The sequence below is a fragment of the Kluyvera intermedia genome (assembly GCF_034424175.1).
GTDB lineage: Bacteria > Pseudomonadota > Gammaproteobacteria > Enterobacterales > Enterobacteriaceae > Kluyvera > Kluyvera intermedia.
In genome coordinates this window covers 1,121,637-1,137,570 of the sequence record NZ_CP139986.1, presented here as the reverse complement: position 1 = coordinate 1,137,570, position 15,934 = coordinate 1,121,637, and the positions used below count along the sequence as shown (strand labels likewise).

Annotated in this window: 13 protein-coding genes; 4 read left to right on the top strand and 9 right to left on the bottom strand. The window is 56.1% G+C overall.

Annotated elements, in window-relative coordinates; all coding sequences use genetic code 11:
- Positions 1–71: 71 nt before the first annotated feature.
- Together norV and norW are read left to right on the top strand one after the other, a co-directional pair.
- Positions 72–1,520 (top strand): anaerobic nitric oxide reductase flavorubredoxin, encoded by a 1,449-nt coding sequence (norV, locus tag U0026_RS05430; RefSeq protein WP_062775324.1) that lies wholly within the window; start codon positions 72–74, stop codon positions 1,518–1,520.
- Entirely contained in the window at positions 1,517–2,650 is a 1,134-nt protein-coding gene (gene norW, locus U0026_RS05425; protein WP_062775328.1) for an NADH:flavorubredoxin reductase NorW, read from the top strand. The genes norV and norW overlap by 4 nt, the downstream gene beginning before the upstream one ends.
- A gap of 196 nt (positions 2,651–2,846) precedes the next feature.
- Here norW and U0026_RS05420 read toward each other — a convergent pair whose 3' ends face one another.
- The 5 genes from U0026_RS05420 to U0026_RS05400 all read right to left on the bottom strand — a co-directional run bounded on the left by U0026_RS05420 (position 2,847) and on the right by U0026_RS05400 (position 9,995).
- Positions 2,847–3,863 carry a HoxN/HupN/NixA family nickel/cobalt transporter gene (locus U0026_RS05420; protein WP_062775330.1) on the bottom strand — a complete coding sequence of 339 codons (1,017 nt, stop codon included), beginning with the start codon at positions 3,861–3,863 and terminating at the stop codon, positions 2,847–2,849.
- Between the two features lie 9 nt (positions 3,864–3,872).
- Positions 3,873–6,104: a carbamoyltransferase HypF gene (gene hypF, locus U0026_RS05415; RefSeq protein ID WP_373859528.1), complete on the bottom strand. Its 2,232-nt coding sequence runs from the start codon at positions 6,102–6,104 to the stop codon at positions 3,873–3,875.
- On the bottom strand, positions 6,104–8,254 hold the full coding sequence (gene fdhF, locus U0026_RS05410; RefSeq protein WP_062775336.1) for a formate dehydrogenase subunit alpha: 2,151 nt from the start codon (positions 8,252–8,254) through the stop codon (positions 6,104–6,106). The genes hypF and fdhF overlap by 1 nt, the downstream gene beginning before the upstream one ends.
- 36 nt (positions 8,255–8,290) lie before the next feature.
- Complete coding sequence (gene hydN / locus U0026_RS05405; protein ID WP_062775337.1) at positions 8,291–8,836, bottom strand: electron transport protein HydN; 546 nt, start codon at positions 8,834–8,836, stop codon at positions 8,291–8,293.
- A gap of 145 nt (positions 8,837–8,981) precedes the next feature.
- The gene (locus tag U0026_RS05400; protein ID WP_062775338.1) at positions 8,982–9,995 is read right to left on the bottom strand and encodes a LacI family DNA-binding transcriptional regulator; all 1,014 of its coding nucleotides are present in this window, start codon (positions 9,993–9,995) and stop codon (positions 8,982–8,984) included.
- Between the two features lie 264 nt (positions 9,996–10,259).
- On the opposite strand from U0026_RS05400, the gene ascF reads away from it, so the two are divergent.
- Positions 10,260–11,717 (top strand): PTS cellobiose/arbutin/salicin transporter subunit IIBC, encoded by a 1,458-nt coding sequence (gene ascF, locus U0026_RS05395; protein WP_062775339.1) that lies wholly within the window; start codon positions 10,260–10,262, stop codon positions 11,715–11,717.
- Positions 11,718–11,740: 23 nt separating this feature from the next.
- Positions 11,741–13,165 (top strand): 6-phospho-beta-glucosidase, encoded by a 1,425-nt coding sequence (locus U0026_RS05390; RefSeq protein ID WP_062775340.1) that lies wholly within the window; start codon positions 11,741–11,743, stop codon positions 13,163–13,165.
- 542 nt (positions 13,166–13,707) lie between these two features.
- On the opposite strand, the gene hycI is transcribed toward U0026_RS05390, so the two are convergent.
- Genes hycI through U0026_RS05370 form a run of 4 tightly spaced genes read right to left on the bottom strand, consistent with a single transcriptional unit; the run spans position 13,708 to position 15,921 of the window.
- Positions 13,708–14,181, bottom strand: a complete 474-nt coding sequence (gene hycI / locus U0026_RS05385) for a hydrogenase maturation peptidase HycI (RefSeq protein ID WP_062775341.1) — start codon at positions 14,179–14,181, stop codon at positions 13,708–13,710.
- A 23-nt stretch (positions 14,182–14,204) separates the two neighbouring features.
- On the bottom strand, positions 14,205–14,615 hold the full coding sequence (locus tag U0026_RS05380) for a formate hydrogenlyase maturation HycH family protein (protein WP_062775349.1): 411 nt from the start codon (positions 14,613–14,615) through the stop codon (positions 14,205–14,207).
- Positions 14,612–15,379: an NADH-quinone oxidoreductase subunit B family protein gene (locus U0026_RS05375; RefSeq protein ID WP_062775352.1), complete on the bottom strand. Its 768-nt coding sequence runs from the start codon at positions 15,377–15,379 to the stop codon at positions 14,612–14,614. The genes U0026_RS05380 and U0026_RS05375 overlap by 4 nt, the downstream gene beginning before the upstream one ends.
- On the bottom strand, positions 15,379–15,921 hold the full coding sequence (locus U0026_RS05370) for a formate hydrogenlyase complex iron-sulfur subunit (RefSeq protein ID WP_062775355.1): 543 nt from the start codon (positions 15,919–15,921) through the stop codon (positions 15,379–15,381). The genes U0026_RS05375 and U0026_RS05370 overlap by 1 nt, the downstream gene beginning before the upstream one ends.
- Between the last annotated feature and the right edge of the window lie 13 nt (positions 15,922–15,934).

Sequence of the window (15,934 nt, the reverse complement as noted above, 5' to 3'; positions counted from 1 at the left end):
AAGTTGGCACGCTACCTGCAATAAACAAAACATCTTTTTTGAAAAATGCTGAATTAATTATTGAGGTTGCTATGTCTATTCTGGTTAAAAATAACATTCATTGGGTTGGCCAACGTGACTGGGAAGTTCGTGATTTTCACGGGACCGAATACAAAACGCTGCGTGGCAGCAGCTACAACAGCTACCTTATCCGTGAAGAAAAAAACGTTCTGATCGATACCGTCGACCATAAATTCAGCCGCGAATTCGTGCAGAACCTGCGCAGCGAAATCGATCTGGCTGATATCGATTACATCATCATCAACCACGCTGAAGAAGACCATGCGGGTGCGCTGACCGAGCTGATGTCACAGATTCCGGACACCCCAATTTACTGCACCGCCAACGCCATTGACTCCATCAACGGTCACCACCACCACCCAGAGTGGAACTTCCACGTAGTGAAAACCGGTGACGCCCTGGACATCGGTAATGGCAAACAGCTGATCTTCGTTGAAACCCCAATGCTGCACTGGCCAGACAGCATGATGACTTATATGACCGGCGACGCGGTGCTGTTCAGTAACGACGCCTTCGGCCAGCACTACTGTGACGAACGCCTGTTCAACGACGAAGTTGACCAGACCGAACTGTTCGAACAGTGCCAACGTTACTACGCCAACATCCTGACCCCGTTCAGCCGCCTGGTGACGCCAAAAATCACCGAGATCCTCGGCTTCAACCTGCCGGTCGACATGATTGCCACCTCTCACGGTGTGGTATGGCGTGAAAACCCAACGCAAATCGTTGAGCTGTACCTGAAATGGGCGGCAGATTATCAGGAAGACCGCATCACTATCTTCTACGACACCATGTCCAACAACACCCGCATGATGGCGGATGCGATTGCGCAGGGTATCAACGAAGTTGACCCGAACGTAGCGGTGAAAATCTTTAACGTGGCCCGCAGCGATAAAAATGAAATTCTGACCAACGTCTTCCGCTCTAAAGGGGTACTGGTTGGGACATCCACCATGAACAACGTGATGATGCCGAAAATTGCCGGTCTGGTTGAAGAGATTACCGGTCTGCGTTTTCGTAACAAGCGTGCCAGCGCCTTTGGTTCCCACGGCTGGAGCGGCGGCGCGGTAGACCGTCTGTCCACTCGCTTACAGGATGCCGGCCTTGAAATGTCACTGAGCCTGAAAGCCAAATGGCGTCCTGACGTTGATGCGCTGGAAGTTTGCCGTCAGCACGGCCGTGAAATTGCGCGCCAATGGGCATTAGCGCCACTGCCAGAAGCCACGGCAAAAGCAGACGCGGTGAAAGAAGCCTGTGCTTGCGCCGCTGCCACTGCCGCCGACCTTGGCCCAAGCATGCAGTGCAGCGTGTGCCAGTGGGTTTACGACCCGGCAAAAGGCGAACCAAACCAGGACGTTCAGCCAGGTACACCGTGGAGCGAAGTCCCGGATAACTTCCTGTGCCCGGAATGTTCATTAGGTAAAGATGTCTTTGACGTGATGGCGACGGAGGCAAAATGAATCATGGCATCGTGATTATCGGCTCGGGCTTCGCCGCCCGCCAGCTGGTAAAAAATATTCGTAAACAGGATGCGAGCGTCAAACTGACGCTCATCGCCGCCGACAGTATCGACGAATATAACAAGCCGGACTTAAGCCACGTAGTGAGCCGGGGGCAAACCGCCGCCGACCTCACTTTGCAAACCGCAGGCGAGTTCGCAGAGCAATATAACCTGAACCTGTTCCCACAAACCTGGGTCACCGGCATCGATGCCGCAGCCCATGTGGTAAAAAGTCAGAATCACGAATGGCAGTACGACAAACTGGTTCTGGCAACGGGTGCGGCGGCCATCATCCCGCCGGTTGCGGGCAAAGAGCTGATGCTGACCCTCAACAGCCAGCAGGAGTTCGGTGCCGCACAGAGTACGCTGCGTGATGCCAGACGCGTATTGATTATCGGCGGTGGTTTGATTGGCAGCGAACTGGCGATGGATTTCTGTCGCGCAGACAAAGCGGTCACCGTCGTCGATAACTCCGCCAGCATTCTGGCGTCATTGATGCCGCCAGAAGTAAGCAGCCGTTTGCAACATCGTCTGACCGATATGGGGATTCATTTACTGCTGAAAAGCCAGTTGCAGTCGTTAGAGCAAACCGCCACCGGTATTCGCGCAAGCTTTGATCGCAATCGCCACGTTGAAGTCGATGCCGTGGTTGCGGCAACCGGCCTGCGTCCAGAAACGGCGCTGGCTCGCATGGCGGGTCTGGAGATCAATCGCGGCGTGAAAGTCGATAGCACGCTGCAAACCAGTAACCCGGATATTTATGCGCTGGGCGACTGCGCGGAGATCAATGGAACGGTGATGCCATTCCTGCAACCGATTTTGATGAGCGCAATGTGTCTGGCGAAGAATTTACTCGGCCAGTCTGGCGAGCTGAAACTGCCAAACATGCTGGTGAAGGTGAAAACACCGGATCTGCCGCTGCACTTAGCGGGTGAAACGCGCCGTCAGGATCTGAACTGGACGATTGAAACGCGCGCTGACGGCATGCTGGCGCAAGGTTACGACGAAGGCCAGCAGTTACGGGCGTTCGTGGTGAGTGAAGAGCGAATGAAAGAAGCCTTTGGTTTGTTGAAATCGCTTGTGAGTTAAGAAGTCGAGTCTCTGTCCACTGTTTGATTTACCCCAAAGCGCAAGGAAGCGTGAAGTCTCATTGTTGTTTGCCCCGCTGCCCCGGGGCTTTTTTTTGTTTTTGCGCCCGGCGTTTCCCCGGCGGCGCTGCGCTTGGCCGGGCTACAGGCCGAATGTAGCCCGGCCAAGCGCAGCGCCGCCGGGAACGGCTCAAATCTTAACGCACCACCAGCGCATCATAATTTCGCCAGCGGTAGTTCACCATCGACACCAGCCAGCACAGCGCAAACAACCCAATCACCACAAAACCCGCGTTGCCAAGATTATCACTGAGCAGCGCCACGTCGCTCCACAGGCCACCGGTCAGGTCGAACTTATCCATAATCAGCCCCAGCGCTTCCAGCCCGCCGATAAACAGCGCCACCACGACCGAGGCACCGGTAATGGTCATGTTGTAATAAAGCTTGCGCTGCGGTTTATTGAAAGCCCAGCCGTAGGCCCCCACCATCAGAATATTATCCAGTGTATCCACCAACGCCATGCCGCTGGCAAACAGCGCCGGGAACACCATAATCGACCACATCGACATCCCGCTGGAGGCGCTGGCAGCTGAGATCCCCAACACACCAATTTCCGTGGCAGTGTCAAACCCGAGACCAAACAGGAAACCGACCAGGTACATGTGCCAGCTTTTGCCGATCAGGCGGAATGTGCGACTGAACAGCGCGTTCATCACCCCGCCGGTCACCGGCACGTCAGCGGAAACGGACTCACCTTTTTTTAACGCCTGAAAACTGCGCCATACGCTACGCAGAATGAGCAGATTCACCAGCGCCATCGCCAACAGGAACACCGCCGAGACGGCTGTGCCGATAATACTGCCGGTGTCGTGGAACCAGCTCATCTTGCTCTGGAACGCCGTTGCCGTGGCGGCAATCGCCACCGACGCCAGCACCACAATCGACGAGTGCCCCAGCGAGAACCACGCGCCCACGCCAAAGGGCCGCTTGCCCTGCTGCATCATTTTGCGGGTAACATTATCAATCGCCGCAATATGGTCAGCGTCGACCGCGTGACGCAGGCCATAACCCCACGCCAGCAGGCTGGCAGCCATCAACGCACCGTTATGACCAAACGCCTGCCACGCCCAGCCCCAGGCCAGGAGATTGGCCAACAGCAAAACCAGCACCAACAGCGACGCACGTGGCTGCTGACGAAGCACATTTAACAACATGAGAACCCCTTAAATCTGAGCGCGAGCGGCAGCAATCACCGCCTGCCCGTAGGAAATAGCACCATCACCTGCGGGCAAACGCTTTGGAAAGAGCAAAGTGAAATCGGATAAATAGTGGCTAAGGCGCGCGCGTAGCAGGCCGTTGTGTAGCACGCCACCACCAAACGCCAGCGTGGTTATCCCGACCATGACGGCATGATGGCGCATTAATGTCGCCACACCCTTTGCCAGAACATCGTGGAACGCCCACGCTTTTTCGGCGGGCGTGGCCTGCCAGCGCAGCCAACTCGCCCAGAAGCTGGCAAGGTCAAGCTGATTGTCCACCACCGGCATTGTGACCGGATGGGCCACGCCGTTGCAGGTTGCTGCCAGCGCTTCAAGTCGGCAAGCGGCCTCCCCTTCGTAGCTCAGCGCATCCGGTGCGCAGCCGACAGCGTAGGCCACTGCGTCAAACAGTCGCCCACAGGAAGAGGCCAGCGGACTATTTAGCCCACGGTAAACCGCTTGCGCCAGCAGCGGCCAGTTGTGCCGCTGTACCCCTTGAGTTTCGGCAAAATCCTGCCAGTCCGGCACATATGCCAGACACTGCGCCAGCAGATTGCGCCACGGTTGATGCGCCGCCAGATCGCCGCCCGGCAGCGCCACCGCAGGTAAGCCGCCAAGATGTTCACAGCCATGGTAGCTGACGCGCAGACACTCGCCGCCCCACAGCGCGCCCTGCTCGCCCATTCCGATACCATCCAGCGCCATCGCGATAACATCACCGCCGTCACGCGGCCAGTCGTGTTCCGCAAGGCAAGCCGCAATATGCGCGTGGTGATGCAGCACCCGCTGGATGGGCAGACCGCTTTGCATTGCCCATTGCGACGCGCGGTAGCCGTCATGAACATCCGCCACCACCGCCTGCGGAGCAAAGCCGTAAATCGACTGCATCAAACCAAGCGCCTGCTGCCACTGATTTTCAACGCCATCGTCAGTGAGATCGCCAAAGTGCTGGCTGACGACCACCTGGTCACCGCGTACCAGGCTGAACGTATTTTTCATATCGGCGCCAAGACACAGCGTCGGTACCACATCGCAAAAGCCCGGCGGCAGCGATAGCGCGTCCGGGACATAGCCTCGGGAGCGGCGCAGCATTTCGCCACTCTGGCGTACCACCGAGTCATCCATACGCTGGACGATATCGCGGTTATGCAGCAGGAAACCGTCGGCAATCTCTGCCAGATCCGCCAACGCCTGGTCGTTGGTTAACGCTGGCGGTTTGCCGCTGAGATTGCCGGAGGTCATCACCAGCGGGCGAGTCATCGCCTGCATCAGCAAATGCTGTAGCGGATTGGCGGGTAGCATCACCCCGACTTCAGCCAACGCGGGAGCAATGTCATCGCACACGCCAGCGACACGCGTTTTATCCACCAGCACAATGGGTGCGGCAGGCGTTTGCAGCAATGAGCGGGCATCCATCGGCAGTGCATCAGCATCGGATAACATCACCGCCAGCGGTTTAGCCGGACGATGTTTACGTGCGCGCAGTCGTGCCACTGCTTGCGGGTTCCCGGCGTCACAGGCCAGATGGAAACCGCCAATCCCTTTCACCGCCACAATGCCGCCAGCTTTCAGCATGGCAACAGCGCCCTGAAGCGCCGCCTCTTTTTCCAGACGTTGCTCACCTTCATGCCACGTCAGCCACGGGCCGCACTCGGCGCAGGCCACCGGTTGGGCATGAAAGCGCCGGTCGTAAGGATTGCGGTACTCGGCCTCGCAGCGCGAGCACAGCGGAAATGCTGCCATCACCGTAAACGGTCGGTCATACGGCATGGCGTGAATAATGGTGAAGCGCGGCCCGCAGTGGGTACAATTGATAAACGGATAGCGGTAGCGCCGCTCAGTGGGATCGTTCATCTCCGCGAGACAGGCCGGGCAGGTCGCCGCATCCGGGACAATTTGCGTACTCATCGCCCCGGCGCCGCTCTCGCGAATCACAAAATCAACAGGAATAGTCGGCCAGTCAAATGGCTCGACGTGGGTGCTATCAATGCGCGCAAGCGGCGGACAGTGCTGGTACAGCGCGGCGATAAAGTCCACTTCATCGCCGTACAAACGCAGCAATACTCCAGCGCTGTCGTTACAGACATCGCCCATACAGCCTCGCTGCTGGGCCAGTTGCCAGACAAAGGGCCGAAATCCCACCCCCTGAACTTTGCCGCAGATGCGGATCTGTACGCCGTTTGCGCTCATTCTCATTACCCGATTGCAGCGACTTTCAGACGCGTTTTCATCGACTGATAGCTTTCCAGCGCATAGTTTTCTGCCCAGTTCTGATCAGCAATGGCCTCAACCTTCACCGCGCAGTACTTAGTTTCCGGCGTTTTGGAGATAGGGTCGAGGTTGTCTTGAGTCAGTTCATTACAGGCGCCGACCCACCATTGGTAGGTCATGTACACGCTGCCGTGGTTGATACGCTCACTAATGCTGGCGCGGCTAATCACCTTGCCGCGACGCGAAGAGACCCACACCAGTTGCTTGTCCCGAATATTCAGCAGCTGCGCATCCGTCGGGTTAATCTGTACAAAACCGGGTTCATCGGCCAGCGATTGTAGCGCCGCACAGTTACCGGTCATTGAGCGGCACGAGTAGTGCCCAACTTCACGCACGGTACACAGCACCAGTGGGAAATCGGCATCCGGCGTTTCAGCAGGCGCGCGCCACGGGGCCGCGAACAGATGCCCTTTACCATCCGGCGTATCGAACTGGCTGCCTTCGTACAAATATTGCGTGCCGGGATGATCGAGCGTCGGGCACGGCCATTGTACGTGGCCCATTTCACCCATTTTTTCATAGGTGACGCCGTAGAACAGCGGGCACAGCTCGCGCATTTCGTCCCAGATTTGCTGGTTATTTTCGTAGTGCATCGGGTAACCCATTTCGCTTGCGAGCAGGCTGATAATTTCCCAGTCGCGCTTAACGTTATAGGTTGGCTCAATGGCTTTTTCAAAACGCTGGAAGCCACGGTCGGCGCAGGTAAAGACGCCGCCGTGTTCGCCCCACGAGGTGGCGGGCAGCAGCACATCGGCTTGCTCAGCGGTTTTGGTCATAAAGATGTCCTGCACCACCACGAAATCAAGCGCTTCAAATCCTTTACGCACCAGGCCTAAGTCAGCCTCGGTTTGCAGCGGATCTTCGCCCATGATGTAGTAGGCTTTCACCTTCCCTTCCATCGCCAGATGCGGCACTTCGGTAATGCGCACGCCGACTTTGTCGTCCATCAGGCTGGCGTCGATACCCCAGGCTTTGGCGAATTTCTCGCGCACGGCGGCATCAACCACATCCTGGTAGCCCGGGAATTGATTAGGCAGCACGCCCATATCGCACGCGCCCTGCACGTTATTTTGCCCACGCACCGGGCCAACGCCGACGTTTTCGCGACCGAGATTACCGGTCAACAGCGCCAGACTCGCCAGCCCTTTCACCACATCTACGGCCTGGCCGAACTGCGTGACGCCCATGCCCCACATAATGGTGGCAGACGGCGCGGCGGCATAGGTGCGCATGGCCTGGCGAACCTGCTGCGCCGGAACACCGGTCAGCGTTTCTACCGCTTCCGGCGAGTAGTCTTTTACCACTTCGCGCAGCGCATCCAGCCCGGTGGTGAAGCGTGCCACGTATTCTTTGTCATACAGATTTTCTTCAAGCAATACGTGGGCGAAAGCATTCACCAGCGCCATATTGCTGCCGTTACGCATCTGGAGATGCTGGTCGGCAATACGCGCGGTTTCAATACGACGCGGATCGCAGACAATAATTTTAGCGCCTTTGTCTTTGGCCTTAATCACGCGGCGCGCCACAATCGGGTGCGAGTCCGCACAGTTGTAGCCAAACACCAGCAGGCAACGCGAGTTTTCGATATCGCCGATGCTGTTGCTCATTGCGCCGTTGCCCAGTACGTCCTGCAATCCGGCAACCGATGGGCCGTGACAGACACGGGCACAGCAGTCGACGTTGTTGGTATGCAGCACGCCGCGAGCAAATTTCTGCATCACATAGTTGGTTTCATTGCCGGTACCGCGCGATGACCCGGTGGTCATAATGGCGCGCGGCCCAAATTTGGCTTTTATATCGCCAAGACGTTTCGCGGTATAGCGAATCGCCTCATCCCAGCTCACAGGAGTGAGTTTGCCGCCCTTTTCATAGCGGATCATGGGCTGCGTTAAGCGCGGTGTCAGCAGCTTGGTATCGTTCAGGAAGTCCCAGCCGTAATAGCCTTTCAGACACAGTTCGTTCTGGTTGGTTTTACCATCAGCGGCTTCGGCACGAATAATTTTACCGTTATCGACAACCAGCTTCATTTTGCAACCTGCGCCGCAGTAAGGGCACACACTCGTGATTTTTTTCATCAGTAACAGACCTGTTAAAAGAGAAATTAAGGGATTTTAGAAAGACAGAGACGTCGCAACGTCCAGCGCCGTACGACGGCGTTTTTCCGCGCTCAACTGTTCGAGCTTGTCGCGATCAACGCAGAACAGCGCGTGAGTCGGGCAGGCTTCCATACAGGCCGGGCCAGCTTCGCGGTGGAAACACAGGTCGCATTTGTTAGCTTCGGCTTTTTCCGCACGAACTTTCAGACCCGCGCCGCTATTACGAACCACCGGGCGAACCACCACTTCCATCGCACCGTACGGGCACGCCACAACGCAGGTCTTACAGCCAATGCAGCGTTCCTGCATGACGTGGATAAAACCTTTATCGCGGATAATTGCCCCGTTCGGGCAGACGTTGGCGCAAGGAGCGTCTTCGCACTGGCGACAGGCGGTAGCGGTGGAAACATCCATCCCTTTAATAACGTGAATACGCGGCAGGAAAGATTGCGGCGTCAGCGCGGCGCAGTCCTGTTCTTCCTGGTGGGAAACCACGCATGCGACTTCGCATGTCCGGCAGCCAATACATTTACTCGCATCAGCAATGATGAAACGGTTCATCAACTTCTCCAGCAATGACAATGAATTGTGCGAGAGAATGCATTATTCGAGCCAACTTTTAGTTGGCTGATTATTAAGAATATTTTTGGAGGGTAACAGAAAGAGATGCTGTCATCGTCACTAATGACGATGACAGCTGACGAGATTACGCGTGCGGGCCTGCCACAATAGAATCGCGTTCAATCAGCTCGCCGGGGAAGGTTTGTTGATATTTAAAGTCACCGCCGTCGAGCATAAAAATAAGCCGGTTGATGGTCTCTTTAATCATTTCCGTCACCGGGATCCGTACGCTGGAAAGCGACGGGATCATATAAGGTGCCAGCGCAATGTCATCGAAGCCAATCACTGAAACCTGCAAAGGAACGTTGATGCCGTGGTCATGCAGGCGCTTTATCGCCCCCACCGCCATGTCATCGTTGCTGGCGACCAGCGCACTAAAGCTCGCCTGGCGTTCACGCAGCGTATCCACACCAGCAGCGCCCGTGGCCGGCGTCCATTTCCCTTCGACAATCAGCTCGTTACGCAGCGTAATGCCGTGTTTTGTCAGCGCATCTTTATAACCAGATAAGCGTTCAATACCGGTCGGCGAATCCAGCGAACCGGTAATAAAAGCAATATCCCGATGACCGTGGGCAATGAGTTTTTCCACCGCCTGCTGGCTGGCTGATTTTTGATCGCAATAAACGCAGTGACTGCTGTTACGCCGCAGCCTGCGGTTAATCACCAACACCGGCCGTTGCTGCTGTTGAATGATATCGTCAATTTCGTCGACGCTTAAAAAGCGCGGGTAAATAATGATGCCGTCACAGCGCAAGTCGAGGAGATACTGAATGGCCTCACGCTCTTCCTCGGCACTGTGCTTACCATCAGCCAGAATCAACCGCCGCCCCTGCGCTTCGGTCATGCTCGCCGCATGAAACAACAACTCGCTGAAGTAGACGCCGTGGTACAGCGTATTGGTGACCACGAGGCCCAGCGTTTGCGTCTTTTTAGTCGCCAGATTACGCGCCAGCAGATTCGGCCGATAGCCGCTCTCTTCAATCGCCAAAAACACCCGGTCTTTGGTCTCCTGGCTGACATAGCCGTTACCCGAGAGCACCCGGGAGACGGTGGCTTTCGACACGCCCGCCCGTCGCGCCACCTCCAGCATCGTCGTCATGATGATTATCCTTGAGAAATCGTTTGGCAGCAGTGTACTGCACCGTTTGGCTATTTTCAGCCACTGTGGGTACGGTGAATCATTCGCCACCGCTATTTATTGTGACCGGTTTCACGAATCATTTAAAAACAATTTTTAGATCTTGCTGCAACAAAATAAACACATGATGATTATGTGGAACCGGTTTCTTATGCGGCGTTTCATCCCAAATACTTCGCGGCGATGGACGATAAGCACCCTACTGATAAAACAGGATAAAATCCGATGTCTAAAAATTATGCGGCGCTGGCGCAATCCGTCGTCGGTGCACTTGGTGGGGTAAACAATATCGCCGCCGTCACCCACTGCATGACCCGCCTGCGTTTCGTGGTGAAAGACGATACACAGATCGACAGCGCTACGCTTAAGAACATCAGCGGCGTAATGGGCGTGGTGCGTAACGACAATCAGTGCCAGGTCATTATTGGCAATACCGTTTCACAAGCCTACCGTGAAGTGGTCAGCCTACTGCCGGGCGATATGCAGCCCGCCGTGCCGGTTGGCAAACCGAAGCTGACGCTGCGTCGCATAGGCGCTGGGATCCTCGACGCCCTGATCGGCACCATGTCACCGCTGATCCCGGCGATTATCGGCGGATCGATGGTGAAACTGCTGGCGATGATCCTCGAAATGACAGGCGTGCTGCCAAAAGGCGCACCGACGCTCACCATTTTGACGGTAATTGGCGACGGCGCATTCTTCTTCCTGCCGCTGATGGTGGCCGCCTCTGCGGCGGTAAAATTCAAGACCAATATGTCGCTGGCGATTGCTATTGCAGGCGTGCTGGTTCACCCGAGCTTTATTGAACTGATGGCAAAAGCGGCCCAGGGCGAGCACGTTGAGTTTGCCTATATTCCGGTCACTGCCGTGAAATACACCTACACGGTGATCCCGGCGCTGGTGATGACTTGGTGTCTGTCTTATATCGAACGTTGGGTCGACAGGATCACCCCTGCGGTAACCAAGAACTTCCTCAAACCGATGCTGATTGTGCTGATTGCCGCACCGCTGGCGATCTTGCTGATCGGCCCTATCGGTATCTGGATCGGTAGCGCCATCTCTGCGCTGGTGTACACCATTCACGGCTATCTGGGCTGGCTGTCCGTCGCTATTATGGGCGCGCTGTGGCCGCTGCTGGTAATGACCGGGATGCACCGCGTCTTCACCCCTACCATCATCCAGACCATTGCCGAAACCGGCAAAGAGGGCATGGTGATGCCGTCGGAAATCGGCGCGAACCTGTCGCTTGGCGGTTCGTCGCTGGCGGTGGCGTGGAAGACCAAAAACCCGGAGCTGCGCCAGACCGCGCTAGCGGCTGCCGCTTCGGCCATTTTGGCCGGGATTTCTGAACCGGCGCTGTACGGCGTGGCAATTCGCCTGAAACGCCCGCTGATCGCCAGCCTGATTAGCGGCTTTATCTGCGGCGGTATTGCCGGTGCCGCAGGTCTTGCCAGCCACTCGATGGCCGCCCCCGGCCTGTTCACCAGCGTACAGTTCTTCGACCCAGCTAACCCGATGACTATCGTCTGGGTCTTCGGGGTGATGGCGCTGGCGGTCGTGCTCTCTTTTGTGCTGACGCTGCTGTTAGGCTTTGAGGATATCCCGGTGGAAGACGCCGCCGCTGATGCCCGCAAGCGTCAAGCCACGCCAAATGCCGGTGTCAAAGCGGCGCAAATTTCATGATTTTTTTGTAAGCGAGGTAACGCATGTCGACATTTCCGCAAGGATTTCTCTGGGGTGGCGCACTTGCCGCCAATCAGGCCGAAGGGGCCTGGCTTGAAGGCGGCAAAGGGCCGACCACCGTGGATATGATCCCACACGGCGTCAACCGTCTGCCGGTCAAACTCGGTCAGGAGAAACGCTTTGCCCTGCGTGACGATGAGTTCTACCCGAGCCATCAGGCGATTGATTTTTATCATCGCTACAAAGAAGACATCGCGCTGATGGCTGAGATGGGCTTTAGCGTATTTCGCACCTCCATCGCCTGGAGCCGCCTGTATCCGAACGGCGATGAATTAACGCCGAACGAGGAAGGTATCGCCTTCTATCGCGACCTGTTTAGCGAGTGTAAAAAGTACGGGATTGAACCACTGGTCACCTTGTGTCACTTCGACGTGCCGATGCATTTGGTCACTGAATACGGTTCATGGCGCAACCGCAAAATGGTCGAGTTTTTCACCCGCTATGCGCGTACCTGCTTTGAAGCGTTCGATGGGTTAGTGAAATACTGGCTGACCTTCAATGAAATCAACATCATGCTGCACAGTCCGTTCTCCGGTGCGGGGTTGGTGTTTGAGGAAGGTGAAAATCAGGATCAGGTGAAGTATCAGGCCGCACACCACGAGCTGGTAGCGAGTGCGCGGGCGACCCAAATCGCCCATGAGGTGAACCCACAAAACCAGGTCGGCTGTATGCTGGCGGGCGGCAACTTCTACCCGTATTCCTGCAAACCAGAGGACGTATGGGCAGCGCTGGAAAAAGACCGGGAAAACCTGTTCTTTATCGACGTGCAGGCGCGCGGTGCTTACCCGGCCTATTCAGCACGTGTATTCCGCGAGAAAGGTGTGACCATCGCCAAAGAAGCGGGCGACGACGAGGCGCTCAAGCACACGGTCGATTTTGTGTCGTTCAGCTATTACGCTTCGCGCTGCGCTTCGGCGGAGATGAACGCCAACAATACCAACGCGGCGAATATCGTCAAGTCGCTGAAAAACCCGTATATAGAAGCCAGCGAATGGGGCTGGGGTATCGATCCGCTGGGTCTACGCATCACCATGAATATGATGTATGACCGTTACCAGAAGCCGCTGTTCCTGGTGGAGAACGGGCTAGGGGCAAAAGACGTGGTGAATGCCAATGGGCAGATCGACGATGATTATCGTATCAGCTATTTGCGCGAGCATATTCGGGCGATGGGTGAAGCGATTGAGGATGGGATCCCGGTTATTGGTTATACCACCTGGGGGTGCATTGATTTGGTCGCGGCGTCGACGGGTGAGATGAGTAAGCGGTATGGGTTTGTGTATGTTGATCGCGATGACGCGGGGAACGGTACGCTGGCACGCACGCGGAAGAAATCGTTCTGGTGGTATAAGAAGGTGATTGCGAGTAATGGGGAAGATTTGGCGTAAGCGCCTCGTGTGGTTTATCTGGCGTTGTAGCCCGGCCAAGCGAAGCGCCACCAGGGTGAGGGTAACTCGCTAAAGGGGGAGCCATATTGGGATTCAGCGTCCTGTTGCGCTCCCTTCCAGATATAGCCATATAACACGCGCGGGCGCAGGGAGCACGCAAGGGGCGGCCAATCGCCGCCGCCAAAGTCCGTGCGGCCTTTTAGTTAAAAGCTAAAACCAATCATTCTGAAACCGATGTGTCCCCGCTGAAATCGGCGAGTCGGAGAATGGAAGACAAGGTCAGTCCGCCTGGATGGCGGACTGAGGCGAACCGAGACAGGACGTCGAGTTTCGCCGTGCCGCAGGCTGGAGTTCGGAGGCGAGCGCAGTGCGAAGCACCGATTTCCCTGCGGGGCCGCGGGGATTGTTAAGGGGGGCGCGGCCGCCCCCCTTAACACGTTCACCGGTGATGACACTTCATGTTCTACCTAACGCAAAGTGAACGGAACCTTTCACCAAACTAAAAAATATCACAATAACAACAACCTGAGCGTCTAAGGAAACTACTCCTCTTCCTCTACTTCCAAATGCGCAAACCCACCATTCCCCTGCCACCCCTCAAGCCGCTGATAAACCACCTCAACCGCCTCTTTAATCGCCTCCGTCATCGGATAATAAAACCCAACAATATCCGGCTGAATCCCGAGGAAAATCACCTCACCCACATCATCCTTAAGCTGATCAACCAGATAATTCAGCGGCATATTGTGGGTCGTCATCATAAACATCTCAGCAATATCATCCGGATCGACAAGGCGAATCTCACCCGGATTCAACCCCATATCCGTCGCATCAACAATCAACAGCCGCGCCGGATTCAACTCACGGATCGCCACAATGTCATTCTCCGGCGCGCTACCGCCGTCAATCACAACCCACGCCCCTTTCGGCTGGGCCGCGCACATTTCTGCCAGTAACGGGCCCGCGCCGTCGTCGCCCATCATGCTATTGCCGACACAGAGTAAAACGTCAGTCATGTTCATTCCTCAATCTTTTAAAATCAGTCGCGCAGGCGGCGCACCATCAGATAGATGGCGCTTTCCTGGTGGATGGCATGCAACATATTCAGCATCGCCTGACTCCAGTCCTGCTGCTGCGCTGTTTGTGACGCACGGGCTTTATCAAAAGCGTTCGCCAGCATCGACACATGGTTGCTATCGATAACAATTTCGCCGTACTTCGGCACACCTTCCATTTTACGCCGCGCCGTACTGCCTACCTCAAGCGTAGCAATCCACGCCAGATACTCATCCCACGGGCAGGTCAGCGCGGCTTCGAGACAGTCGATAATCCCGAGGTGGTGGCCAATCGCCAGGCTGTAATAGACAACCTGCTGCGCCTCCGATGGCGTCGCATCGTTCTCATCAATAAATTTACGGCTCAGTTGACTGAACACCACCTGTTCGCTCATCGAATACGTGCCTCTTCTACTACGTGACTCAGATGCGTGACGATTTCCGTCAAACGCGGATCGTTTTCGGTTGCCAGCCATTGCTGAATCTGGGTTTCGCCCTGGTTCAGATGCACCATATAGTCGTCGGCAATCTGGCGACCATAGCGGTAACCCGCCAGGCGGCGCGCTTCACGGTCAATCTTCACGCGCAGCGGCTGTACCATATCAGGATGCAGAATTTCAGCAGGCTGGGCGTCAAGTTCGCCCGGCGCACGTGCGTGGATTTTCTGCTCCAGCAGCCCCAGCGCCATCGCAAAACCGTACAGCGTCGCCGCAGGCGTTGGCGGGCAACCCGGAATATAAACGTCTACCGGCACAATTTTGTCGGTACCGCCCCACACGCAATACAGGTCGTGGAAGATACCGCCGCTGTTGCCGCAGGTACCGTAGGAAATGCAGATTTTCGGGTCGGGTGCCGACTGCCAGGCGCGCAGCGCAGGCGAGCGCATGGCGCGGGTCACCGCACCGGTGAACAACAGGATGTCAGCGTGACGCGGTGACGGCACCACTTTGATACCGAAACGTTCAGCGTCAAACAGCGGCGACAAGGTGGCAAAAATTTCGATTTCGCAGCCGTTACAGCCACCGCAGTCAACGCGGTAAACGTAGGCGGAACGCTTGATATTTTTTAACAGCGACGCTTTCATGCTGGCGATAGATTCTTCTACCGTCATTGGCACCGGCATGCCATTGTCGTCGCGTGGCCCGATTAAGTTGCTCATTAGATAGCCCCTTTCATATGGCGAGTCAGGTCAATACGGTCGGAAGGCACCAAACATTTCTGACGCTTGCATTCCGGGCAGGTCTCAAAGCTTTCGCGGTGATTTTCAGCGCGGCTGTCGCCGTTGTGTTTTAACAACGCAATGGCGTAATCAATCTCTTTTTGCACCGCAAACGGACGCTGGCACTCGCGGCAGTTGCAGATATCAAAGCGTGACTGCTGGAGGAAATCTTCCTTTTTCCACACCGCCAGCTCATATTCCTGCGACAGCTTAATCGCCGCCGTCGGGCAGACTTCTTCACAGCGGCCGCAGAAGATACAGCGACCGAGATTAAACTGCCACGCCAGTTGATTGTTGACGCGGTCGGTTTCGACCGTCAGCGCGTTTGACGGGCAGGCGTTAACACACGCTGCGCAGCCAATGCACTGCTGCGGATTGTGTTCCGGTTTGCCACGGAAGTTTTTATCCACCGGCATCGGTTCCAGCGGATAGGACGAGGTCGTCACGCCGGTTTTAATGACTTTTTTTATAAAGGTAAACATAGTTGCTCCCAGC

Bases quoted from the DNA above. Each gene is read 5' to 3' on its own strand.
- hydN (WP_062775337.1), bottom strand. From the start codon at position 8,836: ATGAACCGTTTCATCATTGCTGATGCGAGTAAATGTATTGGCTGCCGG.
- hypF (WP_373859528.1), bottom strand. From the start codon at position 6,104: ATGAGAATGAGCGCAAACGGCGTACAGATCCGCATCTGCGGCAAAGTT.
- norV (WP_062775324.1), top strand. From the start codon at position 72: ATGTCTATTCTGGTTAAAAATAACATTCATTGGGTTGGCCAACGTGAC.
- U0026_RS05370 (WP_062775355.1), bottom strand. From the start codon at position 15,921: ATGTTTACCTTTATAAAAAAAGTCATTAAAACCGGCGTGACGACCTCG.
- ascF (WP_062775339.1), top strand. From the start codon at position 10,260: ATGTCTAAAAATTATGCGGCGCTGGCGCAATCCGTCGTCGGTGCACTT.
- norW (WP_062775328.1), top strand. From the start codon at position 1,517: ATGAATCATGGCATCGTGATTATCGGCTCGGGCTTCGCCGCCCGCCAG.
- U0026_RS05375 (WP_062775352.1), bottom strand. From the start codon at position 15,379: ATGAGCAACTTAATCGGGCCACGCGACGACAATGGCATGCCGGTGCCA.
- U0026_RS05400 (WP_062775338.1), bottom strand. From the start codon at position 9,995: ATGACGACGATGCTGGAGGTGGCGCGACGGGCGGGCGTGTCGAAAGCC.
- U0026_RS05390 (WP_062775340.1), top strand. From the start codon at position 11,741: ATGTCGACATTTCCGCAAGGATTTCTCTGGGGTGGCGCACTTGCCGCC.
- U0026_RS05420 (WP_062775330.1), bottom strand. From the start codon at position 3,863: ATGTTGTTAAATGTGCTTCGTCAGCAGCCACGTGCGTCGCTGTTGGTG.
- U0026_RS05380 (WP_062775349.1), bottom strand. From the start codon at position 14,615: ATGAGCGAACAGGTGGTGTTCAGTCAACTGAGCCGTAAATTTATTGAT.
- hycI (WP_062775341.1), bottom strand. From the start codon at position 14,181: ATGACTGACGTTTTACTCTGTGTCGGCAATAGCATGATGGGCGACGAC.
- fdhF (WP_062775336.1), bottom strand. From the start codon at position 8,254: ATGAAAAAAATCACGAGTGTGTGCCCTTACTGCGGCGCAGGTTGCAAA.